At 50.3% G+C, this 26614-nt stretch carries 27 protein-coding genes and 1 riboswitch; of the genes, 15 read left to right on the top strand and 12 right to left on the bottom strand.

Annotated elements, in window-relative coordinates:
- Window positions 1-52 precede the first annotated feature (52 nt).
- Window positions 53-694, top strand: a complete 642-nt coding sequence (locus JUF10_RS04205) for a DUF1295 domain-containing protein (RefSeq protein WP_203640957.1) — start codon at window positions 53-55, stop codon at window positions 692-694.
- A 361-nt stretch (window positions 695-1055) separates the two neighbouring features.
- On the opposite strand, the gene JUF10_RS04210 is transcribed toward JUF10_RS04205, so the two are convergent.
- The gene (locus JUF10_RS04210; RefSeq protein ID WP_203640958.1) at window positions 1056-1529 is read right to left on the bottom strand and encodes a MerR family transcriptional regulator; all 474 of its coding nucleotides are present in this window, start codon (window positions 1527-1529) and stop codon (window positions 1056-1058) included.
- Window positions 1530-1869: 340 nt separating this feature from the next.
- Here JUF10_RS04210 and JUF10_RS04215 point away from each other — a divergent pair, with 340 nt between their 5' ends.
- Complete coding sequence (locus tag JUF10_RS04215) at window positions 1870-2361, top strand: C40 family peptidase (protein ID WP_203640959.1); 492 nt, start codon at window positions 1870-1872, stop codon at window positions 2359-2361.
- Window positions 2362-2870: 509 nt separating this feature from the next.
- Here JUF10_RS04215 and JUF10_RS04220 read toward each other — a convergent pair.
- Window positions 2871-3305 (bottom strand): GNAT family N-acetyltransferase, encoded by a 435-nt coding sequence (locus tag JUF10_RS04220; RefSeq protein WP_203640960.1) that lies wholly within the window; start codon window positions 3303-3305, stop codon window positions 2871-2873.
- Between the two features lie 16 nt (window positions 3306-3321).
- Entirely contained in the window at window positions 3322-3987 is a 666-nt protein-coding gene (locus tag JUF10_RS04225) for a histidine phosphatase family protein (RefSeq protein WP_203640961.1), read from the bottom strand.
- A 523-nt stretch (window positions 3988-4510) separates the two neighbouring features.
- On the opposite strand from JUF10_RS04225, the gene JUF10_RS04230 reads away from it, so the two are divergent.
- Window positions 4511-6661: an LTA synthase family protein gene (locus tag JUF10_RS04230; RefSeq protein ID WP_203640962.1), complete on the top strand. Its 2151-nt coding sequence runs from the start codon at window positions 4511-4513 to the stop codon at window positions 6659-6661.
- A gap of 665 nt (window positions 6662-7326) precedes the next feature.
- On the opposite strand, the gene JUF10_RS04235 is transcribed toward JUF10_RS04230, so the two are convergent.
- Window positions 7327-8316, bottom strand: coding sequence for an NAD(P)/FAD-dependent oxidoreductase (locus tag JUF10_RS04235; protein WP_203640964.1), 990 nt, complete (start codon window positions 8314-8316; stop codon window positions 7327-7329).
- A gap of 40 nt (window positions 8317-8356) precedes the next feature.
- Here JUF10_RS04235 and JUF10_RS04240 point away from each other — a divergent pair, with 40 nt between their 5' ends.
- Window positions 8357-9112, top strand: coding sequence for an alpha/beta hydrolase (locus tag JUF10_RS04240; RefSeq protein WP_203640966.1), 756 nt, complete (start codon window positions 8357-8359; stop codon window positions 9110-9112).
- Here JUF10_RS04240 and JUF10_RS04245 read toward each other — a convergent pair.
- Window positions 9097-10140, bottom strand: a complete 1044-nt coding sequence (locus JUF10_RS04245; protein ID WP_203640968.1) for a PrsW family intramembrane metalloprotease — start codon at window positions 10138-10140, stop codon at window positions 9097-9099. The genes JUF10_RS04240 and JUF10_RS04245 overlap by 16 nt on opposite strands.
- A 745-nt stretch (window positions 10141-10885) precedes the next feature.
- Here JUF10_RS04245 and JUF10_RS04250 point away from each other — a divergent pair.
- Window positions 10886-11845: a nucleoside hydrolase gene (locus JUF10_RS04250; RefSeq protein ID WP_203640970.1), complete on the top strand. Its 960-nt coding sequence runs from the start codon at window positions 10886-10888 to the stop codon at window positions 11843-11845.
- Between the two features lie 214 nt (window positions 11846-12059).
- Window positions 12060-12407, top strand: coding sequence for a hypothetical protein (locus JUF10_RS04255; RefSeq protein WP_203640971.1), 348 nt, complete (start codon window positions 12060-12062; stop codon window positions 12405-12407).
- A 258-nt stretch (window positions 12408-12665) separates the two neighbouring features.
- Here the strand turns inward: JUF10_RS04255 and JUF10_RS04260 are convergent, their stop codons facing one another.
- The 5 genes from JUF10_RS04260 to JUF10_RS04280 form a co-directional block, all read right to left on the bottom strand.
- Complete coding sequence (locus JUF10_RS04260) at window positions 12666-13325, bottom strand: hypothetical protein (RefSeq protein ID WP_203640973.1); 660 nt, start codon at window positions 13323-13325, stop codon at window positions 12666-12668.
- A 97-nt stretch (window positions 13326-13422) separates the two neighbouring features.
- Window positions 13423-14238: a Cof-type HAD-IIB family hydrolase gene (locus JUF10_RS04265; RefSeq protein WP_203640974.1), complete on the bottom strand. Its 816-nt coding sequence runs from the start codon at window positions 14236-14238 to the stop codon at window positions 13423-13425.
- Between the two features lie 121 nt (window positions 14239-14359).
- Window positions 14360-15172 (bottom strand): alpha/beta hydrolase, encoded by an 813-nt coding sequence (locus JUF10_RS04270; protein ID WP_203640976.1) that lies wholly within the window; start codon window positions 15170-15172, stop codon window positions 14360-14362.
- A gap of 2 nt (window positions 15173-15174) precedes the next feature.
- Window positions 15175-16443: a PTS transporter subunit EIIC gene (locus JUF10_RS04275; RefSeq protein WP_203640977.1), complete on the bottom strand. Its 1269-nt coding sequence runs from the start codon at window positions 16441-16443 to the stop codon at window positions 15175-15177.
- 80 nt (window positions 16444-16523) lie between these two features.
- Window positions 16524-17339, bottom strand: coding sequence for an HAD-IIB family hydrolase (locus tag JUF10_RS04280; protein WP_203640979.1), 816 nt, complete (start codon window positions 17337-17339; stop codon window positions 16524-16526).
- Window positions 17340-17625: 286 nt separating this feature from the next.
- Here JUF10_RS04280 and JUF10_RS04285 point away from each other — a divergent pair, with 286 nt between their 5' ends.
- From JUF10_RS04285 to JUF10_RS04295, 3 genes are read left to right on the top strand one after another with little or no spacing between them, the layout of a single operon-like run.
- Window positions 17626-18381 (top strand): DUF2087 domain-containing protein, encoded by a 756-nt coding sequence (locus tag JUF10_RS04285; protein WP_203640980.1) that lies wholly within the window; start codon window positions 17626-17628, stop codon window positions 18379-18381.
- A gap of 2 nt (window positions 18382-18383) precedes the next feature.
- A complete protein-coding gene (locus JUF10_RS04290) occupies window positions 18384-18707 on the top strand; it encodes a GIY-YIG nuclease family protein (RefSeq protein ID WP_203640982.1) in 324 nt (107 codons plus the stop codon).
- A gap of 9 nt (window positions 18708-18716) precedes the next feature.
- Window positions 18717-19382 carry a chloramphenicol acetyltransferase gene (locus JUF10_RS04295; protein WP_203640983.1) on the top strand — a complete coding sequence of 222 codons (666 nt, stop codon included), beginning with the start codon at window positions 18717-18719 and terminating at the stop codon, window positions 19380-19382.
- A gap of 244 nt (window positions 19383-19626) precedes the next feature.
- On the opposite strand, the gene JUF10_RS04300 is transcribed toward JUF10_RS04295, so the two are convergent.
- Window positions 19627-20796, bottom strand: coding sequence for a serine hydrolase (locus JUF10_RS04300; RefSeq protein WP_203640985.1), 1170 nt, complete (start codon window positions 20794-20796; stop codon window positions 19627-19629).
- Between the two features lie 664 nt (window positions 20797-21460).
- Window positions 21461-21552, top strand: a riboswitch (TPP riboswitch).
- Window positions 21553-21633: 81 nt separating this feature from the next.
- Between JUF10_RS04300 and JUF10_RS04305 the strand changes: the two genes are divergently transcribed.
- The 5 genes from JUF10_RS04305 to JUF10_RS04325 are packed head-to-tail and all read left to right on the top strand — an operon-like array spanning window position 21634 to window position 25412.
- On the top strand, window positions 21634-22197 hold the full coding sequence (locus JUF10_RS04305; protein WP_203640987.1) for an ECF transporter S component: 564 nt from the start codon (window positions 21634-21636) through the stop codon (window positions 22195-22197).
- A gap of 14 nt (window positions 22198-22211) precedes the next feature.
- Entirely contained in the window at window positions 22212-23624 is a 1413-nt protein-coding gene (locus JUF10_RS04310; protein WP_203640988.1) for an ABC transporter ATP-binding protein, read from the top strand.
- A complete protein-coding gene (locus JUF10_RS04315; protein ID WP_203640990.1) occupies window positions 23621-24274 on the top strand; it encodes an energy-coupling factor transporter transmembrane component T family protein in 654 nt (217 codons plus the stop codon). The genes JUF10_RS04310 and JUF10_RS04315 overlap by 4 nt, the downstream gene beginning before the upstream one ends.
- 41 nt (window positions 24275-24315) lie before the next feature.
- On the top strand, window positions 24316-25005 hold the full coding sequence (gene tenA / locus JUF10_RS04320; RefSeq protein ID WP_203640996.1) for a thiaminase II: 690 nt from the start codon (window positions 24316-24318) through the stop codon (window positions 25003-25005).
- Between the two features lie 44 nt (window positions 25006-25049).
- Window positions 25050-25412 carry a hypothetical protein gene (locus JUF10_RS04325; RefSeq protein ID WP_203640998.1) on the top strand — a complete coding sequence of 121 codons (363 nt, stop codon included), beginning with the start codon at window positions 25050-25052 and terminating at the stop codon, window positions 25410-25412.
- 469 nt (window positions 25413-25881) lie between these two features.
- On the opposite strand, the gene JUF10_RS04330 is transcribed toward JUF10_RS04325, so the two are convergent.
- Window positions 25882-26055, bottom strand: coding sequence for a hypothetical protein (locus JUF10_RS04330; protein WP_203640999.1), 174 nt, complete (start codon window positions 26053-26055; stop codon window positions 25882-25884).
- 290 nt (window positions 26056-26345) lie between these two features.
- Here JUF10_RS04330 and JUF10_RS04335 point away from each other — a divergent pair, with 290 nt between their 5' ends.
- A complete protein-coding gene (locus JUF10_RS04335) occupies window positions 26346-26537 on the top strand; it encodes an LBP_cg2779 family protein (RefSeq protein WP_203641001.1) in 192 nt (63 codons plus the stop codon).
- Window positions 26538-26614: the final 77 nt, after the last annotated feature.

Consider the following 26614-nt stretch of genomic DNA (forward strand, 5'->3'; position numbering starts at 1 on the left):
CATCCTCCGTCGATTGGGGTACGCTAAATCTATCAAAATTGGAGTGATCAACATGTACGGTCGACAAAAATCCGCACCGGGAGCGAAAGTTCTGATTCTGCTCGCCCAGTGCGTTTACCTGTTTATTAGCGGTTATTGGCTCATTCAGTGGGAACCCGACCATCTGCTGGCCGTTCTCTTAGTGAGTTGCCTGGATATTACCTTTCTGCGGCTCAACGCCATGATGTTCATGTGGCTACCACGCGGCATTGGTTGGGCTGAAGCACTGGGAAATAGTCTGGCCTTTGGCTTGTACTATCTCGGCTTCCCGCTCCTTTTAATTTTCGGCGGTGGCCGACACCTGGTTACAATGGTACTGGGCATCCTCTTGTTTCTAATTGGTAGCGGCCTCAACACGACTGCAGAACTGTTGCGAAAACCGTTTAAGGACGACCCGGCCAATCAGGGAAAATTGTACCGCGATGGACTCTTTCGTTACGCGATTCACATCAATTATTTCGGGGATGTGCTTTGGGTACTGGGATTGGCGCTACTGACAGGTAACCCGTATGCGCTATTGGTGCCAGTTCTGTTGCTGGCACTGTTCGTTTTCTCCTACATTCCCACGGCGGACCGTTACCTTGCGGCCAAGTACGGTGCTGACTTCGCGGCCTATCAACGAGAAACGAAGGAACTCATTCCGTTTGTTTGGTGACTTTCCTATCCTTGACAACGGTAGTGGGACTTTCGCCTTACTGGCCGGCAGATATGAGCTGGAACGGTGCGAACACAACTTGAAGCCTCGAAAGACCCGAGTCTCCAAGCTTGGTTTTCTGCTAGGCCAGCTAAGAACGCTGACCAAGCAGAACGACGCGCCTGAGCTCATATCTGCCGACCTCTCGGCTTATACGTCCCACTTTTGATAACTCTAGTCACTACCTATGGCGTTACTATTTTTCAAATGGAAGCTGCTGAGAAAGTCAAAATAATTCCTAGTAACCGTAATGTGATACCCCTTAGTAACATAAAAGGCACCCACCACCGAACGTCATCGGTAAGTGGGTGCCTCGTTTTTTCTAGTTAGGTGTTGCCTGGGTCATGCGGTGGGCCTCGTCATTAGAGACTAGCCGGTACGTGACCGGGCCATCGTCCTCTGGCATCAGCGCCATCAGCGTTTGATGGTCATCGAAGGCCCCTAGGTTGATGGCCATCTTTCCGTCAATCTGCGCAAACCCTTTTAAACCGGTCTTGATGAAGTGATGGATGTAAGCGATACGGTCCTTACGACTCTGTGCTTGCTTAGCGGCGGCCGTTAACGTGTAGCCCTCGTCCAAGAAATATTTGATCATGGAAACGCCGATAAATGTCTTAAACGTGTAGACTCGCGCTTGCTGGCCATCTTCGCGTTCCTGAGATGTGATCAAATTCTTCTTTTCCCAGTACCGCAGTTGCCGTGCTGAGACCCCGGTCATCGCCGAAAGCTCACCGATACGAAAAACCAGACGCTGCACGTCAAAGAATTGTCGCATTTCATTTGTAAATTGTGCCAATTTGTACTCCTCCACTTCCCTTAGAACCGTCACGGGTCATCATAAATTCCGTACTAACCGTCAAACATTCTAAATTTAATACTCTGGATTCCGAAATTATTTTGCGCTGTCGCCCCTAAACATTAGGACTTTCTGCCGACAGTGATGACCGTTAATCTATGTTAAATAAGTTACCATTCATGTTAGATAATAGCAAGTTTCTAACCAACTGAGCAGTATTGTTGCGAAAAGTAACGTTTTGTTTAAGACATTTAACGCCACTGCAACTGGTTTGTTACATTCCTGTCACATTAAATTGGTATTCTAGTACTTGTAAAATTCATGAGGGGTGCTAGATAAAATGAAAAAAGTGATCAAGACAATTGCAACATTCGCATTAGTTTTAACCGGATTCTTCGCCGTTAGCGAAACTACGACGACTACTGCTTCAGCTGCTACTTCAGATGACTTCAGTAACATTTACCAAGTTGCCAAAGCTCATATGGGCGCACGTTACGTTTATGGCGCTACTGGTCCTACTGCCTTTGATTGCTCTGGCTTTACCGGCTACGTTTACAAGAAGGGGGCTGGCGTGACGTTACCACGGACCGCCCAAGCACAATTTAACTCCTTGAAGCACGTGAGCTACAAGAACATCAAGAAGGGTGATTTGGTCTTCTTCGGTGGTAGCAAGTACTCTATCTCTCACGTTGGCCTTTACGTTGGTAACGGCAAGATGATCGATGCTCAAAACCGTGGCGTTGTTCGCGAAGCCGTTCACGCCCCATGGTGGCACGCTGTTGGTTACGCCCGCGTCTCAACGAGCAACTCAGCATCAACCGATGCTAACTAATCATTTTATCAGCCTCTGATGAATTAAATTGAACGATTGAATTTTACCACGTTGTGCGCAAGTAATTGACTTGCCACAACGTTTTTTTGTACTTAGGACTAGAATTAGGAAATCTGGTGCTCCTCTCGGCTTACATAGTGTTCTTAGACGACAAGGATAATGACTGTAACGGCCGTTATCAATTGAACTAAAAGCGTTAAGTTTCTACAGTTTCCAACCGTTGTCGCGGTAAACCACAATCAGAGCCGGAAGAGGACAGGGATGCAGCCAGCCGTGGAGGTGGTGTTAGCTGGCGATTCACCAGCCAGCTTACAGCACGGGCGACTTTGAAGACACGTGATTTTCGTGGCTTCAAAGCGAGCGAGAAGACTGGGTTTTTCCCAGTCTGAAGCGTCCCCACAGCAGGCGGAATCCCTGGCAGCCGCAGTGCGACAATTCTTAGTCAATCTATCAATATAAAAAGGCCGGCCAAGATAACCTCTCGACCGACCATATGCTGATATGATAATTTAGTTTTCCTGATACTCGGCCGTCCGGTGTTGAATCCCGGCCTCTTCGAAGGGATCTCCCACTGGCTTGAAACCCAGTTCTTCATAGAACGCTAATGCTGTTAGCTGAGCGTCCAATTCGATATGGGCGACGTCAGAGTTCTTGGCGTCCTTAATGATTTGTTTGATCAATTCCCCAGCGTACCCGTGTTTACGGGCACTGGCTACCGTAGCGACCCGCTGGATCTTGACCCGGTTACCGCCAAGCATGTCGATGCGTGCGGTCGTGACGGGCTTGTCGTCCACGTAACCGACGTAGTGCATCTTATCCTCATCGGTCCCGTCTAACTCAATTTTCGGGTCGATGCCCTGTTCACCGATGAAGACCTCCTTGCGAATTGCCAAGGCGTCATCGTAACAGGGATTCAGTTTCCCCCATGCCATTCTACATTCCATCAAACCAACCTCATTTCTAATCTTTTTGATTGTAACTCAGGACCTGAATGTCATCTGGTGTCAACAGCAGCTTGGTCAAGCTCCCATTGGCTGGCCGTTCACTCAAGTCAAACTGGTCTTGCCCATAACGCTCCATCAGGCTCAACAGCGTATTGCCGTGGCTGATCATCAAGACGTTATCACCGTCATGGATTGCCTCATTGTTTCGAATCAGGTCAAACCCTTGGTCCACCCGTGCCCAGTACTCGGTGTTATTTTCCGCCTGATGGAACGGGTCGGCCTCCTTCAAGAAGTCCTTGGCCGTGCCAATCGAATATTTCTCCTCGATGGCCTTAAAGGTGGGGACCCCATGCGGCGCCCCGGCCACGTACCAGGCCTGCGCCATGTCCGTGCCTTCATAATAACCATAGAATTCTTCTCTAAAGAACGGTGCTGTGGTCAGTTGCGCTGCTGGTTGGGACTGATTGGCCGCTAAAATGGTGCGTGCGGTCTGTTCCGCTCTGGTCGTGTCACTGCAGTAGGCCGCCGCGAACTGGACGTCTCTGAGCCGTTCACCGGCACCCTTGGCATCCGCAATGCCTGCTTCGGTCAATGGAGAATTACTCCACCCCTGCAACTTATTATAGATGTTAAAGTACGTTTGACCATGCCGTACCACGTATAAGGTTACTTGCTTATCCATTTAACGCCACACCTTTCCTAAATCGTCATCAGGTCCGTTCAACCTTTAGCTCTAGTGTACCAAAGAATGCCAAGGTAGCGGTTACAATTTAACGATTCGACTTAAAGTTTTCCTAAACTTCGGCCAAAAGTTGCCAGCACAGGCGGTTCTTTGCTAGGATAGACAAAATGTCTCTTTTTACTATAGTTAGTAATTGACGGTCTCATCGCCTTACCGGCCAGCAGCTATGGGCTGGAACGGTGCGAACGCGCCTGAGCCCATATCTGCCGGCCTCTCGGCTTACGTAGTAGTTCTCTGGCAAATGTCGAATTACTAAAATATAACCTAACCAACACCGCAAAAAAAGGGAGTCTAAGCCGGAGGCGGCCAAGGATGCAAACCAAAAGACTGGTATTTTCCCAATCTGCAACGTCCCTCCAGCAGGCGAAATCCCTGGTAGCCGCAGTGCAACCTAGTTAGACAAACTTTCAACCTTTAGTATAGTTAACCTATCTATGGTAAAATGAGACGATTACTGGTGTTAATGAAGGAGCGAAATATCGTGGAACGTTTCAAAAGAATCTGGGCCAGGACAGGAACCCGGATGGGCTTTGTGACCTTAATGGTCGTCCTGTTTTGGCTGAAAACTCTAGTCGCCTATTTCGTCGACTTCAAGCTTAATTTAAGCGATCCGTTTCAGTTTCTGATTCTGTTACTGAACCCCATCGCAACGACTATCCTGCTCTTCGGGTTATCCCTTTACTTCAAGCGGGCACGTTTCTTTTACCCCTTTTTATTTTTAATTGACATCCTCAATACCCTGTTGCTGTACATAAACGTCATTTATTTCCGGGAATTCACCGACTTCATGACCGTCAGCACCATGCTCGGGTATTCAAAGGTCGACCAGGGGCTGTCCGGCAGTTCACTGGCGCTGACCTCGCCGCACGACATTTTGTTTTGGCTCGACCTGGTCGTCGTGCTCGTGCTCATCGCGACACGGCGCATCTACATCGACCCCCGACCAGTTAACAAACGGGTGGGCCTGGCCGTCACCTCCGCTGCGCTGTTAGCCTTCTCCGTTAACCTGACACTGGGGGAAATGGACCGGCCACAGCTCCTGACGCGGACGTTTGACCGCACCTACGTGGTGAAATACCTGGGACTCGACGCCTTTACCGTGTATGACGGCATCAAGTCTGGTCACACCAGCGAATTACGATCACACGCCAAGAAGTCCGAACTGACTGGAATTCTGAAATACGTGCACAAAAATTACGCCGCACCAGACAAAAAACTCTACGGCGTTGCCAAGAAGAAAAACGTCATCATTATCCACTTGGAAAGTTTCCAACAATTCTTGATCAACAAGAAGGTCAACGGTCAAGAAGTCACGCCATTCCTGAACAAGCTCTATAAGAGTAAGTCCACCTACAGCTTCGACAACTTCTTCCATGAAGTCGGCCAAGGCAAGACTTCCGATGCCGAAACGATGCTGGAAACCGGGACGTTTGGCCTGCCACAAGGGTCACTCTTCACTCAGTTGGGGAACGACAACACCTTCCAGGCCGCGCCCGCCATCTTTGATCAAGCCGGTTATTCGACCGCGGTGTTCCACGGAAACGTGGCCAGCTTCTGGAACCGCAGCAACACGTACAAGAACCTCGGTTACCAATACTTCTTCGATGCCAGTTATTACGATACTTCTGGCGACAAATCACTGGGCTATGGCTTAAAGGATAAGCTATTGTTCAACGATTCCGTGAAGTACCTGCAACATTTACAACAACCATTTTACGTGAAATACCTGACCGTCACGAACCACTTCCCGTTCACCTTGGACAAGGAAGACTCGACCTTTAAGACGCCCAACACCGGCGACAAGACTGTCGATAACTACTTCAAGACGGCCCACTACCTCGACCAATCCATCAAGGAATTCTACGCCTACCTGAAGAAATCCGGTCTGGCTAAGAATTCGCTGGTGATGATCTACGGGGATCACTACGGAATCTCCAACTCGTCAAATAAGAGCTTGGCCAAGTTGCTCGGCGTCAATCCAGACGACTGGGACGATTACGACAATGCCCAGCTCCAACGGGTCCCACTGATGTTCAACATGCCTGGCTACAAGAAGGGTAAGGTTGAGCACACGTACGGTGGCGAAATCGACGTGTTGCCAACGCTGATGCACCTGATGGGGATGAATTCCAAGAAGTATATTCAATTTGGGACCGACCTCTTCTCGAAGGAACACAATCAGGTCGTCGCCTTCCGTAACCGTGACTGGGTCAGCCCAGACTACACCTCGGTCGACGGCAACATTTACAGTAACAAGACCCAACAGGAAATTCACCCGACCGGCGCGTTGAAGGAAAAGATTGATAAGATGCAAAAGCATGTCAATCAAGGCCTGAACTTCTCCGACTCGCTGAACCAAAAGAACCTCCTGCGCTTCTTCCATCCTAAAGGCTTCACCGCCGTCGACCCATCGGACTATAACTACTCCGACGGGCTTGAGAAGGAAGAGAAGCTCGAGAAGAAGCTAGGCTTGAAGTCTACCAGCCTCTTCTCCAGAAACGGTGACAAGTCCACGCAACCGTTCTACCAGACGGACGCGCCAGAACTCGGCCACAAGACGACCGATTCCAACCGGATCAAGATCACCAACCAAGACGATACCAGTGGTAAATAACCATTCGAAAAGCCGCCTAGCATTTGCTGGACGGCTTTTTGATTACTGAATTTTACATTGCTGACGAGGTTGTTGGAAAATGGCCGCCTGCGGCTTCCAGGGACTGCGCCTGCTATGGGGCCGGTTCCAGCCTAAAGTTCAAGGCTTCCACCTCGACTTGAAGCCACGAAGACCGCGTGTCTCCAAGGTCGTCCCACGCTGTAAGCCGGGAAAGAACCCCGCCTAACACCGTCGACACAGCTGGCTACGTCCCTGGCTTCCTCCGGCTGAGGTTGAGTTATCCACAAAGATTGGTTATGCACAGGATTTACGCCGACAGTCAATTGCGTTTTCAACAAGCAATTGTGCATAAGTTCCTGTTTATCCACTGATTAGGTGATAATAATCACAGTTTGTACGACCTTATGCACTTATTTTTCAAATTCCCAGTGAAATCGTGTGGAAAACCCCGTTCTACCCTGTTTATAACTTATTAATTGACTCTGGCTGTGGATTAGTCTGAGAGCTACCAAAAATTCCGTGTAGTCCGTTTTCCCCAACTGTTAAGAGGTCTGATTCCTGGTCCCCACACCTGGCAGCCGCAGTGCGTCAACAAAGATAAAGAAGCTGGCCGTTCGATCTTTAAATCGAACAGTCAGCTTCTTTGGTGTTTAGGCGAAACTGTTTTATTGTTTAGTCATAGAGGTGCTGTGGACCGGGCCACGGCGGTCGGGGAAGAATTTGCTCATGATGGCTTGCACCGCAATTGGCGCCTCGCCATACCCGGTCGCAATCAGCGGTTGTTTGCCGGGATACATGACCCCGTCGCCGATGGCATAGATACCGTCAACGCTGGTAGCCATGGTGCTATCCACCGCAATCAACCGGTGATCTTCCGCCATATCCACATCCCACGCATCCAACGCGTGGTGATCGGCAGTGAAGCCGTAGCTCACAACCAACTTATCCACCACCTGATGGACCATCTCCGCATCGGACCCGACTGGCTTCAACGTCACATCGAGTTGTGCACCAGCGGCCTGCAAGTCCCGAATCAAGTACGGCGTCTTCACGTTGACCGTCGACGCATTTAAAAGGTCGACCATGTGGGCCAGTCCGCGGAATTGGGCCCGCCGATGCAGCAACGTTACCGATTTCGCCACGGGCTCCAGCATTAGCGCCTGGTCAATGGCCGCGTCACCGCCACCGGCAACCATCACGTCTTGGTCGCGAAATGTCTCCAGGTCCCGTGCACTATAAAAGAGTTGCTTGCCAGCAAAGGCATCCGCCCCGTCCACATTTAATTTCCGCGGGGTAAAGGCACCGTTCCCCACCGCAACGATGACGGCACGTGTCTGGGTCGTTTCCTTAGCCGTCGTAACTGTAAAGCCCGCGTCATTCGGTGTAATATTAGTGACAGCCTGACCCGTCTTAATCGTCAACGGAAACTGCTTAAGCTGCTCCTGCTGGGCGGCGACTAAATCGCGGCCTTTAACTGCTGGCAAACCGGCAACGTCTAAAATTGTCTTCTCCGGGTACAGCGCGTTAACTTGACCGCCAAGTTCTGCCAGACTTTCAACCACCTGTGTCTTGGCATTGTGCATGCCGGCGTAAAAAGCGGCAAACATGCCAGCAGGGCCGCCACCAACAATGGTAATATCATAATTTTCCGTCATGAGCAAAGACTCCATTCTAAATTTTTAGGAGGTGGTCACCGTGAAACATCGTCGCGGTCTCACCGTTTTGATGACAATTTTAATCGTATTAAGTGGGCTCGGTTGGCGGTGGCACAGTCGTTGGCAAGTCCTTAACCAAGTTCACGTGCCCCAAACGCACACCGTGACCCTCTTTTTACCGGGAAATAGTGGGGCCTGGCTCTCCATGCGCAGTATGGTTCTGAGTTTAGACCGGCCCCACCTTGCCTCATTTCCGCTCACCGCGCGCGTCAGCCAAAATGGTCGTGTCACCTGGCAGCAACACCACGCCATCACCACGAACTCGCTGATTCCGGTTATCTTTAAGGATAACACGCATGCCCTGCGCCAGTCGCGTCAGCTGATCATGGTGCTCGACCAACTCCACGACCGTTATGGCATCACCCACGTCAATTTTGTCGGCCACTCCTCGGGCGGCACGATTGCCTATGACTACCTGAACCACCGGCCCCAAGCGCCCGTGACGGTCAGCCGCCTAGTCTGCATTGGCGCCGATTTTCCCGAACGGCAACCGCTAAAGTACCACTATCCTCAGTTGCACATTCTAAATTTAGCCGGGGAAATTGAGGCCGTGGGCAATGACAGCGAAGTTCCAGCGAACACGGTCACGCCGCTCCGTCATTTGGTCGCCGGTCGCGTTGGCAGTTACCGCTACGAAGAGGTCCGGGGACCCGTTTGGCAAACGCAACACTCGCTGTTACACGAAAATCCGCAGCTTGACGTCAAAGTGATTCGCTTCCTCTATCCGCCCAGCTGAGTGCGTTTCAGAATTCGTTGACCTTGCAATGTCCGGGCTTCACGCAAGCCGGCATTGATCAGCACGAAGATGGCGACCCACCCGGTGGCAATCAACAGCCACTGTTGCAGATAGAGAATGTCGAGCAAGGCAAACGGGGCGTTCCAGTCCCAGATAGCGTGCAACGCGATTGCGAGTAAATAGAAACGAAGAAACTTTGGCTTGACCATGCTACTTCTGGTCACGGGTTGGTGCCCCTCTTTGGCCAGAATAATGGCGGCCCCCATGATGGCTGACCAAATGGTATGGGTCCCGATGGCTTGCCAGCTCCGCATCAGCAGCGTGACCAAGCCATATTGTCCGGTGTAGCCAGCCGTTTCAAAGACCGCGAATCCGGCCCCGATGGCGGCGCCCACCAATAAACCATTAAAGATGTAATTGAGATGGAACCGGTTGATAAAGGCCGCAATCACTAGCATCTTGGCGGTCTCTTCGATAAAACCGACGATCAATGCCGACTCCCACGATGTACCATTACCCGATGGAATCAGCGAATACAGAATCATCGTTGCGACCAGGGAAAGAATCCCCCCGACCAAGAAGACCGTCATCAACTGATAGACCGAAATATTGCGGAAGACATTGATTTCAAAAAACATGATCAGTAAGGAAAACGGCACGGTCAGTGACCCAATGAAAATCATGCCCGGTACCGCATTGTTGCTGCGGAAGACCAGGAACAGCATGGCCAGTAAGACAAAGCTGGCGCCAAGGACCGCAAAGACCCGTGAAAACAACCAGGGCTTCACCGGTGCCGCCGAGACGGCTTCCAGCGAGGGCGTGGTTTCTTTCGTGCCGACAATGAATAAGGCCTCGGCGTCATCGAGGTCATGCGGCTTAAAAACTTCCGTGAACATGGAGAATAAGTGAATCTCGACGACCTTGTTCTCACCGGTCCACTCGTTCATTTCCTTTGTTGCATCATCTAATAAATGATTATGGTATTGAAACCGTCGTTTGAGCGGCTTCACGGTCTCTTTATCGGCCATTACCTTAATCCCCCTTCATCTCTTCTTTTTTAAATTGATTAAAAACTTGCTAGACTTTGTCGCACTGCGGCTGCCAGGGATTCCACCTGCTGTGGGGACACTTCAGCCTGGAAAATCGCCAGTCTTCTCGCTCGATTTGAAGCCACGAAAATTCCGCGTCTACAAATCGCCCATTGTGTAGGCTTGCAAAGAACGCCAGCCAACACAATTATCACGGCCGGCTCCATCCCTGGCCTCCTCCGGCTTGGCATACGTTCTACCACTACTGATAAGATGAACTTTAGCTAACTCGCCAAATGTCCTGCAGACCGCTGCAAAATAGTTCAACTCTAAATGTACTATTCCACCATGCTTGGCGTCAATTCAAGAACACTTAGCCGCTTTACCGACTAAACTTTTCTCATCCCTAATTTGACTGCATAATATCGATAGTAAGTATGGTAATGAGCAAGTCAGTTACCTGAAATTCCCGGTTAACTATGGTCCGGTTTTTGACCCACCGTTCCCAATGAAGCCCGTTTCCCCGCTTAGTTTTACCTATCGCCAGTGCCACTAATTATTTTTTTATTGTTCGTGTCTAACCCGTAATGCCCTTTAAAACAGGGGAAACCTGTTCCCTATCTTACCTTGAAGTCGGGTCAGCTTCAACTTGGTGTGCGAGTGAGCTTGCTAAATGTAACCAGTTACATTATAGTTAGAGTAGGCTTTATAGCTTAAATAAGAATCAAAGGGGAGACAATATATCATGGCAAAACGCAAAATGATTTTGGACTTGGATACTGGTATTGACGATTCTCTTGCAATCGCATACGCATTAGGTGCTCCTGATGTTGACTTGATCGGGATCGTTGGCTCTTACGGCAACGTTGTCGTTGAAGCCGGTGGCCAAAACGCATTGAAGATTTTGGAATTATTGGGCCACACCGACATTCCAGTATACTTAGGCGAAAGCCATTCATCAACTTCAGATCACTTCGACCGCATGGAAGTTAGTGCAAACATTCACGGCCAAAATGGTATTGGTGAAGTTGAATTGCCAGAACCAACCCGTGCTATCGAAAAAGAATCCGGTGTTGATTTCATCATCGACGCCGCACATAAGTACGGCAAGGACCTGACTTTGGTCCCAACTGGTCCAATGACCAACTTGGCTGCTGCTTTGAAGAAAGCACCAGAAATCGCCAACGAAATCGGCAACATGACCTTCATGGGTGGTGCTTTGACCATGCCTGGTAACGTGACGGCTTACGCTGAAGCCAACATCAACCAAGATGCTGAAGCTGCTAACGCCGTTTTGACTAGCCCACTTCATTCAACGATGGTTGGGTTGGACGTGACGCTGCGGACCCTCTTAACTAAGAAGGAAACCAAGCAATGGCGTGAATTAGGCACGGTTGCCGGTGAAAAATTTGCCGACATCGTTGACTACTACATCGAAGCCTACAAGCAATTCAACGACAACTTGGGTGGCTGTGCTTTGCATGACCCACTAGCTGTTGGGGTTGCTTTGGACCCTAGCTTCGTGACTACGATCGACTTGAACATGGTTGTTAACTACAACAAGGAAACCTACGGCCGGACTATCGGTGACGATAACCGCCTGAACGAACCTACAAACGTTAAGGTTGCCGTTATGGTTGACAAGGACCGTTACCTCAAGGTCTTCATGAACTACTTAACTGCATTGTTCAAAGCTAACAAGTAGACTTAAATCGACATGATATCCCCTGGTTGACCGCTAGCCCCACCTTGATGATGGGACAGCGGTTAATCCGTGGTGGTAAAACGGTTTATGCCTTATCAAAAAGACGCTCGCCTAGCGAACGTCTTTTTGATATCCTTCGGTCGAACGGCTTTACTCTGATTGTAAAATCCTCTAAACTGTAAAGAAAATCTCAAACGAAACGGAGGCGCCTGCCTTGCAACCCACCATTCAACCTGAACATCGTGTTATTAACGGCCTGAATTACCTCAGCGTCATCTTCATGCCGGTTGGCTTTCCCCTGCTGGTTCTGATCATTAGTGCCTTCACGCCGCTGGCCCCGGATGTTCGCCGGTCGGCCCGTCACGCGCTGGTTCTCCAGCTACTGCCCTTTATCAGCTTTATCATCTTAATGTTAGGACTAGGTGGCATGTCCATCTTCACTGGCGTCAGCAGTCGCCTACTGGTCGGCGGTGGCTTTCTGGTTACTGCCCTGCTTGTCCTGATTGGCGTGGGACTCTATCTGTATAACATTTACCGTGCCATTCGCATCTTTGCTAGCTAGAAAAGAGTGAAACAAAAGGCGATTAGCTGACGAGCATTAAGGCTGATAACCGAATAATCCCGGCTCAGATTGTTTGGTTATCAGTTTTAAGCGGAATCCATTGCCTTGGGTTGCCCGTTTCAGCAATATAAATTTGGAGATACCCAAATTTTGTCCCAGACTCGCAATCTCTGACCGCCGCAATACCATCAGAGTTATTCAATTTCTACGCATCAAAAAACGTCGCCACGACAACCGTGACGGCGCTTTTTGTACTAATTATGATCTGTAGTTGAAGTTATTGACCATGGTAGTTACCCCTTGGTCGGCGTACTTCGTGGCGTATTCTTCTTGTTGTTCTTCAGTTAAAGCACCAGAATCTGCGAAAGCCTTCAAGTATTGCTTGTACAACGTTGGCTTCACGTATTTCTTGGCGTAGGCTGGAGCTGGGCTCTTCTTGACCTTAGTGTACGTGTAAGTCGTCCCCGTCGTGCCTAAACGCCGACTGGCCTTGGTACCCTTAAGCTTAGTCGTGAAGGTCGTGCTGGTCTTCTTGGTCAATTTGAACGTGTAAACGGTCTTAGTCAATGACGTTGTCGTCTGGCCATCGGTCGTCGTGAACTTGATCAACTTATACTTGGTGGTCAATGTCCGCTTGTCCTTGCTGAGCTTAATGGACGTTGGCACCCCGTATTTTACATTAGGCGTTGCGCCAAAGTCACCGAAGATCAACATCTGACCGGTCTTCTTACCGCTCTTGTAAGTCTTAAAGTAAAAGGCCGTCTTTGATTTGTCACTCTTGTAATAACGCTTTAAATCGGTGTTCGTGAAAGTAGGCTTTGCCTTCGTCTTGGCACTAGCAACACTTGGTGAAACTACGCCACCTAATGTGCCAACTGCCATAACGACTAATCCTAACTTAATCCAAAAACGCTTCATACCAAAAATCCTCCTTCAAATCTTTCTCTTTAATTCATCCACTCATCTGTTTACATACTGCCATAGTGGCTATCTAAACACAAGCAACATGCATGAGTTAATTTTTAAGTTCCGTAAAGACCTGTTCCAGATAAGCGGCGATACCGGCTTCATTGTTACTCTTAGGGGTAATGTGGTTGGCTGCCTGCTTGACTTCAGGTTGACCATTTAACATGGCGACCCCATCACCAGCGGCCTTGATCATCCCCAGATCATTTTCCGCATCACCAAATGCCATCAAATTACTGAAATCCCAGCCGAAATGCGTCAACAATTGACCCAAGCCAACTGCCTTATCCATATCAGCCGCCAAGAATTCCAAAATCTTAGGCTGTGAACGCACCACGTGATATTGTTCGTGCATGGCCGGCGTTAAGTTTGCGACCACGTCGTCTAAGACCGCGGGCGCCGTTGCCATCACCGCTTTACTGAACAAGTGGTCCGGCAAATCGTTAAAGGCCGTTGGCGTAAACGTCATCGGTGCCTTCAACATCTGTTGATACTCCGACTTGGCCAGATCTGCGACCGGATAAACCTGGTCGAAGTCTAACACGTCTAATGGGTAGCCGTGCGCCGCCGCAAATTCGTGGAGCGGTTTGAAGTCGTTACGACTCAAGCCACTCTGTGCTAAAGCTTCCTTCGTTGTATTTTGAATCACTAACGCCCCGTTAAACGTAATCGTGTAATCTTCTGTGGTCGTTAGTCCCAGTTGCTCTAGATACCCCCAGATGGCGTTGATTGGCCGTCCAGTACACAGCACCACTTTAATCCCCGCTGTGTGTAACTGTCGTAGTGCAGCTGCGTTGGCCTCACTGATAGTCTTATCCGTGTTGAGCAAAGTTTCATCTAGGTCGAGCGCAATCATCTTAATCATTCGTCATTGACCTCCGTTTCACTGTCTAGTTTACACGTAACCGCTACCGAAATAAACAGCGTTTCCAGGATAGTTACGGCAAATTTACGGGGTTAAATGCGGTGGACACAACTCACTTGTTTCAAAGTAAATACTGCTGAATCAGACTGACGATCTGTTGATTTTCCGGCAGGTTGGCGTGATTGGCATTCGCACCGGTGACCGTCATCTGGGTAAAGCTCTTGACCTGATTTTGAAAAATGTACTTGCCCCGGTTCACACTGTCAAACGGCACGATTCCATCTCCCGTGTAGGTCTTACTGCCGGCAATCGAGTACACGACTAACTGCTTGGGCAACCGGCCCCGGTTGGCACATAGCCGGTCAAATAGCGGCGTATCTACCTTGGGGTCCTGTTCTTCCAAATTAAATGGTGCGGCAATCGTCATCAACTGATCGGCATGCACGTGCGTTGCGGCCAGCTCATCTTCCATGAACAGCGTCAGGACCAGTCCACCATTGGAATGACCCATTGCCGAAAAGTGATTGAAGCCATACGTTTTCTGCAACGCACGAAAGGCGGTACCAAACCACTTAGCTTGATTCTCAATGTTAGTCGCCCCATCGTGCCGGTTCTCAAACCCCACCACGATGTACGGTCGCATATCATCTTGGCGGACGGTTCCTGAGTACTTCAATGTTCCATCCGTCATCACCTCAACGCGCAACAAACTGTGCTTCGTCCCGGACTCCTTATTAAGTTCTTTGACCAGCGCGTTGAACCGATTCTGGGTCGCACTGGACCCCGGCACCAGGAACACCGGTGCAATCATACTGCGATAGGTCGCGCGGACGTGGGCTTCTTGATGCGGTCGCCAAATAAATCCAGGCAAACAGAGCAGAAAGATGGCCCCTAGAATCAGCCAAAAACTGTGAAACGTTTGTTTTCTTCTCATGTTCACTCACCCCTTCGCGCTAACTGAAACCACTTCACAAATGGATAATAAATGGCGGTACTGATCACAAGATTGACGACTGCCAATATCAGGGCTGACCAACTGCCACCGGTCCCTAAGTAGGCGATCAAGGGGCCCGGCGTTCCATTTGCCAAGGGATAGGCGACCGCTGGTACCAATTGTAACCGGACACAGGCCCAACTGATGAGGGTGCAGGCCAGCGGTGCGAGCAAAAATGGTACCGCTAGAATTGGACTAAACATCACCGGTAGTCCCACTAACAATGGCGTGTTCAAATTTCCCAGGGTCGGCAATGCACTCAGCCAGCCAACGCGCCACTGCAAGGGGTCTGGTTTGCTCAAGAAAATGGCGAGGAGTAACGCCAACACCATTCCCGTTCCGCCCATAGTCGTATAGACGGTCACAATCGTGTGCAACGTCACCGGATGTGGTACTTGCCACCCACTGTGGTTCAAAACGGCCGCCAGGTTCTGAGCCGTCTCAATCGTTTGCCCGCTCCCAGCCGTCAAAGGACCTAGTGCCCCCAACCATTGAAATAGGCTGCTTAACGTGCTGAATCCCAGTAGGCCCAGAATAAAATGGGGTAATTTAAACGGCCAGCGCACGATGCTAGCAAAGGCCACGTTGAGCCCCACCGTCTGCGTGCTGATCCACAGCAAACCCAAGGCCGCCATGACTAGCAACCACCCACTGGTAATCGTGAGCGTGCGGGGCAGATTTTCCTCCACAGTTGATTGGCGTTGGAGCCACCACCGATACCCATTGCCAACTAGGAGTCCCATGAGAATCCCGATGCAGACCCCCTGAATGCCTAGGTTAGTTGAGAGCCACTGAACTGGTTTTAATGTCAGGACTGAGGCCCGATTCACGTTAAAAAATTTCAAACTGATCACGGCGGTCATGCCGGCAATCAGGCGGTCGGTCGTGTGCGGCGTGACGGCCGCAACTAAATAGAAGCTCACGGCAAACGTAAGGAGGATCGCCGCAAAGCCAAGTGTTCCGGCACTGATCAAACGAAAGTAGGCGCGCAAGACCTTGAGCGGCCAACCCCACTGGCCCACGCCCAGGGTCTGATAGTAATAGCCCGTCTTTTGTAGCCAGGCGGTGTCGAAAAAGTCCGCTAAACTCCCGAGGAGAATGACCGGAAAGACCAATTTTAGCGATCGGTAAATCGCGTTCATTTGCCGACTGCGATGCCATCTAATCTCTAAGTCGATTAGATACTTCCCCAATGGACTAATTTGTGTCATAACCCCTCACCCCCATTACCAGTGATTTTACGTGATAACGACGGTGTTGGGGGTCAAAAAATAATCGGTTCGGAAGTCCCTCAAACTAGCCACGCCTCTATCTGTTCCATGACCACCCCTTGATTATTCGTCAACGGCAGCGCCACCACACCAGCCAAAAGGTCCGGCGCGGCGTTGGCCACAGCCAGTCCCTGACCAACCAGTCGTAGCATAGCCAAATCGTTTCCCGAATCGCCAAACGCTGCCATTTCAGACGGGTCGATCTGCCATAGGTCGCCCAACTGACTGAGTGCTGCCGCTTTACTAACGGTTGGCAGACTCACGTTAAGTCCGCCTAGGCCACTGCTCGTCGCTGTCAGTCTCCCGGAAAACTCCCGGTTGAAGGCCGCTTCCTGCTGGGAAACATCATCTCGTAACCAAGTCACGTCTAGCTTAAGGATCTCGTCTTGCACGGCACTGAGGTCGGCAACACTGGTGAGACTGGGATAAAACGCCTGCGACGCTTGAAACCGACTGCTGTTACTGGCCAGTTCGGTGTACGCGGCCGCCGTTCCACATGCAATCAGAAAGTTGTCGGCCATAACGGGTTCCGTTTGAAGCCACTGCACCGCCGCTTGCCAATCTGCCATCGGCATGGGGTGCGCCGTTAATATCGTCCCATCACCTAATACAATCAGCGCGCCGTCTTCTACCGCGTAAGTTAGGTCGCTGGCATTCGCTAATCCCGAAAACAACTCGACAGCATGATCTAGCGGGTCTCCGGTTGCGATGACAAACCGCATCCCCCGCCGCTTCATCGCCGCTAAGATTCGATCAAAGCGGCGCTGGTCATAGTGCCCCGCAGCATTTAAAAACGTCCCGTCTAGATCCGTTGCGATTACCCGTGGTGTCGGCATGCTCGTCCCTCCTTTTAAAGTATGTCCATAGTACCCGTCGACTCATTGAGAAGCAACGAAATCCGCTTACAAATATTGTTATACCGCGCTTAACCACGATTGGTCGCGTTTTATCCACGGTCAAAATTGAAAGATGGCGATGAAAAAGTATCCAAATCAAGTGTTTGCAATATAAATAAACTTTAAAAGTAGTGTTGACATATTTAGTAAACATTTGTACACTGAGGTCTATTGATAGCCGCAATCCAAATATGACTGCGGGCTAACTAAAAGGAGCAACCTAACCATGACCCAATCTGACCTCACACTAACCGAATTGAAACAGGGCTGGCACCAAACGCCGACCGCCTTTATCTGCAATACCTGTCAGGCAACCTTTGCGACGGACGAGGTATTTGCTGCCAACGATAAATTTTATCCCGCTGACCAAATGATCCGGCGCCACGTGCGCGCAGAACATCCCCACCGGGTGACCGACCTGATCAACGACGACAGTAAGTACAACACCCTAACTGCTAAGCAACGGGATCTCCTCGAAGCCTTCCACAGTGGCCTCAAGGACGCCGACATTGCCAAACAAAATCAGGTGGCCGCCGCCACGGTCCGCCATCAAAAATTCACGTTCCGCGAAAAAGCCAAGCAGGCTCGCCTCTATCTGGCAATTTACGACAACGTTTTTGACCACCCCAATGCTCCAGAAGACCAGCTACTCACCGTTCCCGAACAACCGGGTAGCCTAGACGACCGCTTCATCATCACCCAGGCCGAGTATCAGCAAAACCTAAAACGCTACCTGACGACCTCTGGTGTTGGCATTCAGCTCAAACGGTGGCCGAAGAAGCAAAAGGCCGTCGTTGCCATTTTGTCACGAATCATTCAGGAAATCCCGCACGACCAACACTTCACAGAAGCCGAGATCACGGCCATCCTCAAACCAATTTTTGCCGACCACGCCATTTTGCGCCGGTCATTGATCGAATACGGCTATCTCGACCGGACCACCGATGGCACCGACTATTGGCGTGTCAGCACAAGGAGTTAATCATGAATCATAAAGAACTTATTCAACAATACAAAGCAACCCCCACATTTTACGGGGTCATTCAAATCAAGAATAACCAATCTGGCAAGACCTTCATCGACGTCACCCCGAACATCCACAACCGCTGGGGCTACTACCAGACCAATCTGAACGGTAACTTTTACCACGATACCGACCTGCAGGAAGATTGGAATCGGATGGGTGCCGCCGCCTTCAGCTACAGCGTTCTCTGGAAGAAGGACACGGCCGGGGTCGACCACCTGCGCCAGAAGTTAAAGGAACTCAAGCAAGAGTGGCTGGACAAGTGCCAGCCCGACTACAATTAAGGAGTTATCATGCCACTAAATACAACCGCAACACCGATTGACCTGGCAACTTGGTCTCGGCGCGACTACTTTTACTACTTTACAAAAATGATGCCGACCGGCTTTACGGTCAACGTCGACCTCGATATCACGGCGACTAAGACCTGGTTACGGGAACACGATTGCAAGTTCAATCCGGCCTACCTCTACCTTGTCTCGAAAGTGTTGACCAAGTTTCCCGAATTTCGGATTGGCCGAGAAAACGAGCAGCTTGTCCGGTATGACGTTCTCCACCCGTCCTACTCCATTTTTCATGAGGACGACCACACTATTTCCAACCTGTGGACCGCCTACGACCCGAGTTTTATAACGTTCTACCAGAACTATCTCGACGATGTTAAAACCTACGGCGACCAACACACCCCCGCCCCCAAACAGCCACAGAGCGCCAATCTGTACATGATTGGCAGCATTCCGTGGACCAACTTCACCAGCTACGTGCCGCTGCCATTCACACCGCTACAGACCTTCTTCCCGGTGATTCAGGCCGGCAAGTTCACTGAGCACGATGGCAAATGGACCATGCCCCTCTCCGTGACCACCCACCACGCGGTTGCGGACGGCTACCATGTCAGTCAGTTGCTGGCGATGATCCAAACGGCGTTTAGCGAACCTGGAGCGTGGCTAGGAGAATAGATTAGCGTAATTTGGCCGTACAGTGGTGCCTGAATTTTTCAGCTCATAAACGCAAAAAAAGTAGTTACCATCTGATAATTTCAGACGATAACTACTTTTTTAGTAAGTGCTAAATCCATTTGATATATTCTACATCGAATGAAACCTGTTGATACACCTGTTGCAGCTTCAGAATAAATCCTACGCATAACTAGTATCATGGTAGAAATCAACCGCAGTGCGACCAGTTCACACCAGTCTAGAATTACTCAGCCATACTGCTACTCTTATAAGCATGGTTCATCAGCGAACGCGTTTCGGTGAACTCATTCTCATCGTGCAGAACGACCGTGATAATCCGTTGCTTGCCTGCCATTTTACCAGTTCCAACGAAGCAGTACCCAGCTAATGGCGTGTAGCCGGTCTTCAAGCCGTCAACGTTCAGTGATGACTGAGCGTATTTCCGACCAGATAATAAGTTGTTGTAGTTGTAGCACAATTGGCCATCAACGGTCTTCGAGCCAACGGCACCATCGGTCAGGACACGTGGATAGTCCTTGATCAGGTGGCGGGCAATCAACGCGACATCCTTGGCCGAAACCATGTTGGCGTTGGCGCTCCCGTAGGCATAGCCGTAAGGACGGAGGTCACTATTTTCCAGCCCGGAAGCGGAGACAAAGTGAGCCTTGCCCAAGTTCCAGCTCTTGGCTTGTGCATTCATCTGCTGAATAAACTTGGCATTGCTACCGGCAACCCACTTGCCCAGAGCGATGGCGGCATTGTTCGATGAATCCAGTAGCGCGGCATCATACAGTTCCTTGACCGTGTACTTGTGGCCGGTATGGAAAACGAAGCCCCCAACCGATGAATTTTGACTCATTGAAATAAGGCCCCGACCACTGGTATCCACGACTTGATTCCATTTGGCCGTACTGCCATCGACCTTCTTCAGGACCAGGTAGAGGGTCATAATCTTGGAAACGGACGCGATTGGCCGAGCCGTATTGGCATTCTTAGACCAGACCGCTTTTCCCGTCGTATAGTTCATGGCAATCGCATTCTTGGCATATTTCAGACCAAACGGCGACTTGCCCTTCTTCAGGTAGCCATGCCAAACCCAACCCTTCACGCTGCCAGCCGAATTTTTCACATAATAGTAAACACCCTTGGAGTTACCATGCCGCAACGTGGCGTGCTTAGTCACGTACCAAGTCGTATAAGGATACGTCTTCAGGTTAGCAATTTTCTTGCTGTGTGACTGATTGTAAATGGCCCCACTCGTACTCTTCTTGTGATAAGCCGTCTTGGTCACCGACTTGCTAGAAACCGTGGTGTAGGTCGCGGCCTGTGCCGTTACCTGTGTGCCCACTGCTGTGCCGAGCGTCATGGCCAATAACAGCGCGACCAATGCGCCTTTAACTCTTGATAATCCCATAATGAATAGGTGTCCTCTCTTCTTTAAACCCTCGTTTTAAATGTCCATGAACTACACTACCACGCCAGTCAGGCGACAAACAAGGCCAATCCCCACTTTGTAACCTGCTTGTTGGGCTCGTAACCTAGCCGTAATCCATCGCTAGGCAGCGCAAACTAGTTGTCCTTTCGCCTTACCGGCCGCCAGATATGAGCTGGAACGGTGCGGACACAACTTGAAGCCTCGCAGACCACGAGTCTCCAAGCTTGGTCTTCTACTAAGCCAGCGGGAAGTTCACCCACTGACTAAGTAGAACGACGCGCCTGAGCTCATATCTGGCGACCTCTCGGCTTACATGGCAATTGTTTACTGACTAAACAGAATAACTGTAAAGATTCCAACAATTATCGTGACGGCATACAATCCGTTTTTTGCGTATGATCACCCACTTGTTCATTGTGACGGAGCTGACTAAAACCAGAAATAAATCGTACAAATCGCCTTTCAATACTAAGCTTATAACTGGCTACTCACCCCTTTTCATACTCTCACGTTGAGACGACTAATCCGCGCTGATAATGTTTTGGGAAACCATCTTTTTGCGGCTAAATCTATTAGAGACTCGATTCGATTATCGCCGTTAGCGGTTGCATTTCACCTGTAAATTGGTTACGCTAGGGGTAATCAAATACGACTGGGGTGCCATCGCGGCTGAGATCAAACCCATTGAACCTGCTCTGGTTAATACCAGCGAAGGGAACGCGTACTTTTAAGCTATCAATGAACCCCACTATTTTTTTAGTGGGGATTTTTTTCGTTTTGGTGACCCCAGTCGCCAAAAATTAGGAGGCATCATTCATGAAACGTTGGCATATCCGCGATATCATTCTGGTCACTATTCTAGCAATCTTTATGGGCGTCATTTTCTGGGTCATCGGGCCCCTCTACACGGTTTTAGCCGCAGCACTAGCCCCATTTGGTCTGTCGCCACTGGCAAATGAACTCTTACTGGGTATCTGGGTCATGGCTGGCCCCCTAGCCGGCTTTATCATTCGGATTCCCGGTGCCGCAACGTTAGGCGAATTACTGGGGGCCGTCGTTGAAATGTTTCTCGGCGGTATCTGGGGTGCCAGCACGCTGATTTCCGGGGTCGTCCAAGGCTTTGGGTCCGAATTGGGCTTCATCTTCACCGGCTACAAACGCTACAACTGGCCAACCTTGGTGCTCACTGCCTTGACCACCACGATTGTCACCTTCACTTGGGACCTGTTCCGGAGTGGCTACGCAGCCTACCACGTTCCATTTTTACTCCTGCTGTTCGCCGTTCGGTTCGCTTCCGTCTTCGTCTTCGGTGGCGTCTTGACCAAGTTGATCAACAACTTACTGGTCCGCGCCCACGTTTTACCTAACGCAACTCATTAATTGGAGGAACCTATTTGGCCACCGTAACTGTAAATTCACTCACATTCACTTACCCCCAGCGGCAACGGCCCGTCCTTGACGACTTATCCGTGACCTTCCCCGGGGGTAAGTTTTCCCTATTGACCGGTGTTTCCGGTGGCGGTAAGTCGACTTTACTGCGCCTAATTGCCGGTCTGACGCCCCTACCAGCACCAAACACGATTAGGTTTGACGGGGAAACACTCAGCGAGATTGCGCCCGGCAAACGGGCCGCGACCGTCGCCATGCTCTTTCAGGAACCTAGTACGCAGTTCACCATGGATACCGTGGTCAATGAACTGCGATTTGCACTGGAAAATCAACGGGTCGACCCAGCCGCCATGCCGGCCAAAATTGACACGGCACTGGATTTCATTGGTATCACTAACCTCAAGGACCGATCACTCATGGCCCTATCCGGTGGTGAACAACAGAAGGTCGCGCTGGCCATCATCGTTGCTATGGACAGCGACGTCATTTTGCTCGACGAACCCTTTGCCAGCATCGATCCGCCGACCCGACTGACATTGCTGCAAAAGTTGGTGGCGCTGTGCACCCAACGAGGAAAAACAATCATTTTAGCCGATCACGATTTGAGTGGCTATGACCAATGGGTCGACCATTTAGCCGTGCTAGATTCTGGCAAGGTGACCCTGTTGTCGGCCGACCAAACAAAACAGCGGTTCGCCGCCTTCACACCGGAACAGTTGCGCTTGACCCACGTCACGCAACCAAGTTCTGAATTGACCGTCTGCTTGCAGGGCGACCAATTGGGCATTGCGCAAGGCAAACGTCAACTGATTCAGCCCCAAGACCTCAGCTTCTTTGCCCATCAGGCAACGCTCATCACTGGTCCAAACGGGAGCGGCAAGTCCACGCTTTTTCGGGCGCTGGTTCGCTTGGGCAAGTATCAGGGAAACCTGACCTATGCTGGCACCAACATTCAAAAACTCTCCCGCAAACGGTATGCCCGTGAGGTCGGCCTGATGTTTCAATCGGCGACGGCCCAATTTCTAAACGTCACCGTGACCGAAGAACTGGACCTATCGCGCCGTTTCGGCAATGCCGACTACTTTACGGCCGCGCGCGTACAGGATCTATTGACGCAACTAAATCTAGCCGACCACGCCGAGCAGGTCATTTACTCGTTGAGCAGCGGCCAGCAAAAGAAGCTCCAGTTGCTCTGCATGTTGATCATGGCGCCGGACGTGCTTCTGTTGGACGAACCCTTGAAGGGCCTCGACTTTGCGTCCATTAAAGTCGTCATGCACATCCTGACCACGGTTCAACGCGACCTCAACTTGACACTGATCATGGTCAGTCATCAATTGAGCGGCCTGGATGACCTGATTACGCTGCACCTACATTTGGACCAACAACACTTAACGTATGAGGGGGCGGCAGAATGAATCCGAGTCTGAAATTAGCACTGATCGTCTTCATTGCACTCGAGGTTTCCTTCGCCCAGGTGTGGACGGTCAACGTGGTGTTGATCATCGTCAGTCTGATTCTTATGCTGGCCAACCACGTCTCGTTCAAGCGCCTGCTCTACCTGACACTAGTTCCCCTCTTCTTCTCTAGCACGCTGGTCTGGTCGCTGTCCTTACGGGGAAGCGCCTCACCCCATTTCTTGCTAGTCATCTTCACGCGGCTATTCGTCTACGTCTACATGGGCGGGCTCTTCACCCAGACGACGGACCCCCTGATGTTGACCCGCTCACTCGAACAAAACGCCAAGTTACCGTCTAAATTTGCCTATGGCTTTTTAGCGGCCTTCAACCTGATGCCCAAGATCAAAGCGGAAGTGGCGACCATTAAAGCGGCGGCCATGATGCGTGGTCAGGTCTTACATTTCTGGTCACCGCAGTTGTACTTTAAGGTCATCTTGGCGGCCATGAACTGGTCCGACCAACTCGCCGCTGCCATGACCTCGCACGGTTTTATCGAGGGCGCACCGCGAACGCACGCCATGACGATTTCCTTAGTGGCCCGTGACTGGTGGTTCTTTGGCGGAGCCCTATTACTGGTTCAGATTGGGCTCTTCTGTGGCTTACCCTAGACTTAATTAACACGATGTACTTTTGTAAAGGAGATCTTTCGATGTTTACTGACCAAGCCCATGCCGCGACCAAAGCCTGTTGGGACGCTTCTAAGCGCCATCCTTTCATTCAACAATTGCAAGCCGGCACGCTGCCCTTAGCCACCTTTCGCTATTATCTGATTCAGGACCACTACTACCTAAAGGAATTCGGCGCCATTCACGATCTCGCCGCCGACCAAAGTGATGATCCTTTAGTCGCCCAGCAGCTCCACGCCGGTGCGGAACATTTACGCCAAGGGGAAGTTGCCATTCGCCAGGAGTTCTTCGACCGTTTGAAAATTACACCGGCGGAAGTCGCCGCAACGCCAGTGGCTCCAACCGGCTACGCCTACACGAGTCACCTCTATCGGGAACTTCTGACACACGGTCCAGCTGGCGCGGTGGCGGGGCTCCTCCCTTGTTACTGGTTGTATGCCGAAATTGGCCAATCGTTAGCCAATCAAGGGTCACCCGTTTCCATTTATCAGGCTTGGATCGACACCTATAATGCCGACGACTACACCGGTAGTATGACGGATCAGCTGGCGCTGGCGAACCACGTGGCAACGCCAGAAAACACACCAGATTTGCTGGCCGCCTTTGAAAAAAGTAGCTGGTACGAACTTAATTTCTGGCAAATGGCCTTGGATCACGAGGATTGGTCATTACCCGAAACAGCCCCAGCGTCAGATTTTTCAACACCGCGGTAATGCGCTATAATTGAGGCACCGCAAGAGAGAAGGTGGTGTCGTTGATGAAAGCTTTACGACAGTTAACGTTCGTTCAATTTTTCGGCTACTTGGCCTTGGTTTTAGGTGTACTGATCGAGCTGTACGCGTTGTTTAACGGGTTGGGAACCCGTGGGAGTGGCGATGACATGTTTGGTGGTGCGGTCGTCTTAGGACTGGCCGTGGCATTCATTCACAGTGAGCACCTGCCCTTCACGCTTGGTATGATTGGTTTGAGTACGTTGGGCTTTGCTTACTTCACGTTCATCCACACCCACGCTTGGTTATGGACGATTGTCATTGGAATTGCCGTGGCGGCGTTTCTCGTCTACTTCTTCGGCATTCGTAGTGACATTCGTAAGAATCAGAGTGAGTGGTTTCATTTCTAAATCAGTTTATGTGGGGCGCTAAACGGCTGTTTGGTCGGTTAGCGTCTTTTTATGTAAATCAAAACCACTGTCGTTACGCAAGCTTGATTCGCTTGGTTGCTGACAGTGGCTTTTGATCATTTGCGATGAGCACAATTGGCTCTAGCCTAGATCGTTAAACTCGTTCTTTGCCCACGACATCCCAATCCTGGCAGCTTCCAAAACGTGTTCCACGGGGCAACTCCCTCCGCTTAACCCCAATAAGCACCGGACCGAGTCCCTCGGTCGGGCACTTATTGACGTTAATGCTCAGGAGTTAACCGCCCCGTTCCACACTCTCTACACAAAGAAAATCAGGCCAGCCCGAGGGCTGACCTGACTTCCTGCTTGATAAACTACAAGTGACTGTAGTCATGTAATCATTATGATTACCATCGATTAAGTGAAACAGCCGGTTGCCCGACTTCGGGGCGGAAATAGATTCCGCAAGTTATTCCGCTGATGCTGGGTGCGGATGCACATGAGTCGCTGACTTCACGATTCGTGGCTGAGTATTTGATTGGGTGATTGTTCTCTTCCCCATTGTAAACCATGACAGGCCACTAATCACTGCTAATAATATCACGGCCGTTGCCAGAGTCCCAATGACGCGCTTTAAATTCATCCTGTCACCTCACTAATTAGCTTAACGACTAAACCTAACAACTAGCTTAATCGTTTACTATCACAAAACGGTAACAGAAATAAAAAATTGTGTTAACAATTACGCTAAAGAAATTTAACAGTCAGCGCGCCAATTATCATATTGGATATTAGTTTACGCAATTTTCCGCCGTTCATCAAGTAAAATCGGAAAAAAGTTCCAGATATCGGGACTAATTTCGCCGCTTTTTAAAAAGTTTAGTATAATGAACTTAAGCAGTCATTAGGATTTACCATTTGGAGGGATATTAAATGAGTCAAGAATTAAGTGATTTGGCTGAAGCAATCATCGCCTACCAAAAGAAGTACGACAAAACTGACGGTGAAATGGCGTTTGGGTCGCGGGTTTCCGTTGAACGGTTCCACGCGATCAAGACCGGTGAGTTAGATCCCACCAGTGATGAACAAAGTTCCCTGAAGAGTTTCATCTCCACCAAGCCTTAACGAACAACGGGACCTGAGAACAATTTCTCAGGTCCTTGTGGGAGGTCATGACCAACGTCATGGCCTCTTTTGTATCT

Source organism: Levilactobacillus andaensis (assembly GCF_016861695.1).
In the GTDB taxonomy this organism is placed as follows: Bacteria; Bacillota; Bacilli; order Lactobacillales; family Lactobacillaceae; genus Levilactobacillus; species Levilactobacillus andaensis.

Bases quoted from the DNA above. Each gene is read 5' to 3' on its own strand.
- JUF10_RS04315 (WP_203640990.1), top strand. From the start codon at position 23,621: ATGAATCCGAGTCTGAAATTAGCACTGATCGTCTTCATTGCACTCGAG.
- JUF10_RS04280 (WP_203640979.1), bottom strand. From the start codon at position 17,339: ATGCCGACACCACGGGTAATCGCAACGGATCTAGACGGGACGTTTTTA.
- JUF10_RS04260 (WP_203640973.1), bottom strand. From the start codon at position 13,325: ATGAAGCGTTTTTGGATTAAGTTAGGATTAGTCGTTATGGCAGTTGGC.
- JUF10_RS04285 (WP_203640980.1), top strand. From the start codon at position 17,626: ATGACCCAATCTGACCTCACACTAACCGAATTGAAACAGGGCTGGCAC.
- JUF10_RS04235 (WP_203640964.1), bottom strand. From the start codon at position 8,316: ATGACGGAAAATTATGATATTACCATTGTTGGTGGCGGCCCTGCTGGC.
- JUF10_RS04215 (WP_203640959.1), top strand. From the start codon at position 1,870: ATGAAAAAAGTGATCAAGACAATTGCAACATTCGCATTAGTTTTAACC.
- JUF10_RS04225 (WP_203640961.1), bottom strand. From the start codon at position 3,987: ATGGATAAGCAAGTAACCTTATACGTGGTACGGCATGGTCAAACGTAC.
- JUF10_RS04290 (WP_203640982.1), top strand. From the start codon at position 18,384: ATGAATCATAAAGAACTTATTCAACAATACAAAGCAACCCCCACATTT.
- JUF10_RS04295 (WP_203640983.1), top strand. From the start codon at position 18,717: ATGCCACTAAATACAACCGCAACACCGATTGACCTGGCAACTTGGTCT.
- JUF10_RS04250 (WP_203640970.1), top strand. From the start codon at position 10,886: ATGGCAAAACGCAAAATGATTTTGGACTTGGATACTGGTATTGACGAT.
- JUF10_RS04230 (WP_203640962.1), top strand. From the start codon at position 4,511: ATGAAGGAGCGAAATATCGTGGAACGTTTCAAAAGAATCTGGGCCAGG.
- JUF10_RS04220 (WP_203640960.1), bottom strand. From the start codon at position 3,305: ATGGAATGTAGAATGGCATGGGGGAAACTGAATCCCTGTTACGATGAC.
- JUF10_RS04335 (WP_203641001.1), top strand. From the start codon at position 26,346: ATGAGTCAAGAATTAAGTGATTTGGCTGAAGCAATCATCGCCTACCAA.
- JUF10_RS04205 (WP_203640957.1), top strand. From the start codon at position 53: ATGTACGGTCGACAAAAATCCGCACCGGGAGCGAAAGTTCTGATTCTG.
- JUF10_RS04245 (WP_203640968.1), bottom strand. From the start codon at position 10,140: ATGGCCGATAAAGAGACCGTGAAGCCGCTCAAACGACGGTTTCAATAC.
- JUF10_RS04275 (WP_203640977.1), bottom strand. From the start codon at position 16,443: ATGACACAAATTAGTCCATTGGGGAAGTATCTAATCGACTTAGAGATT.
- JUF10_RS04305 (WP_203640987.1), top strand. From the start codon at position 21,634: ATGAAACGTTGGCATATCCGCGATATCATTCTGGTCACTATTCTAGCA.
- JUF10_RS04270 (WP_203640976.1), bottom strand. From the start codon at position 15,172: ATGAGAAGAAAACAAACGTTTCACAGTTTTTGGCTGATTCTAGGGGCC.
- JUF10_RS04300 (WP_203640985.1), bottom strand. From the start codon at position 20,796: ATGGGATTATCAAGAGTTAAAGGCGCATTGGTCGCGCTGTTATTGGCC.
- JUF10_RS04265 (WP_203640974.1), bottom strand. From the start codon at position 14,238: ATGATTAAGATGATTGCGCTCGACCTAGATGAAACTTTGCTCAACACG.
- tenA (WP_203640996.1), top strand. From the start codon at position 24,316: ATGTTTACTGACCAAGCCCATGCCGCGACCAAAGCCTGTTGGGACGCT.
- JUF10_RS04325 (WP_203640998.1), top strand. From the start codon at position 25,050: ATGAAAGCTTTACGACAGTTAACGTTCGTTCAATTTTTCGGCTACTTG.
- JUF10_RS04330 (WP_203640999.1), bottom strand. From the start codon at position 26,055: ATGAATTTAAAGCGCGTCATTGGGACTCTGGCAACGGCCGTGATATTA.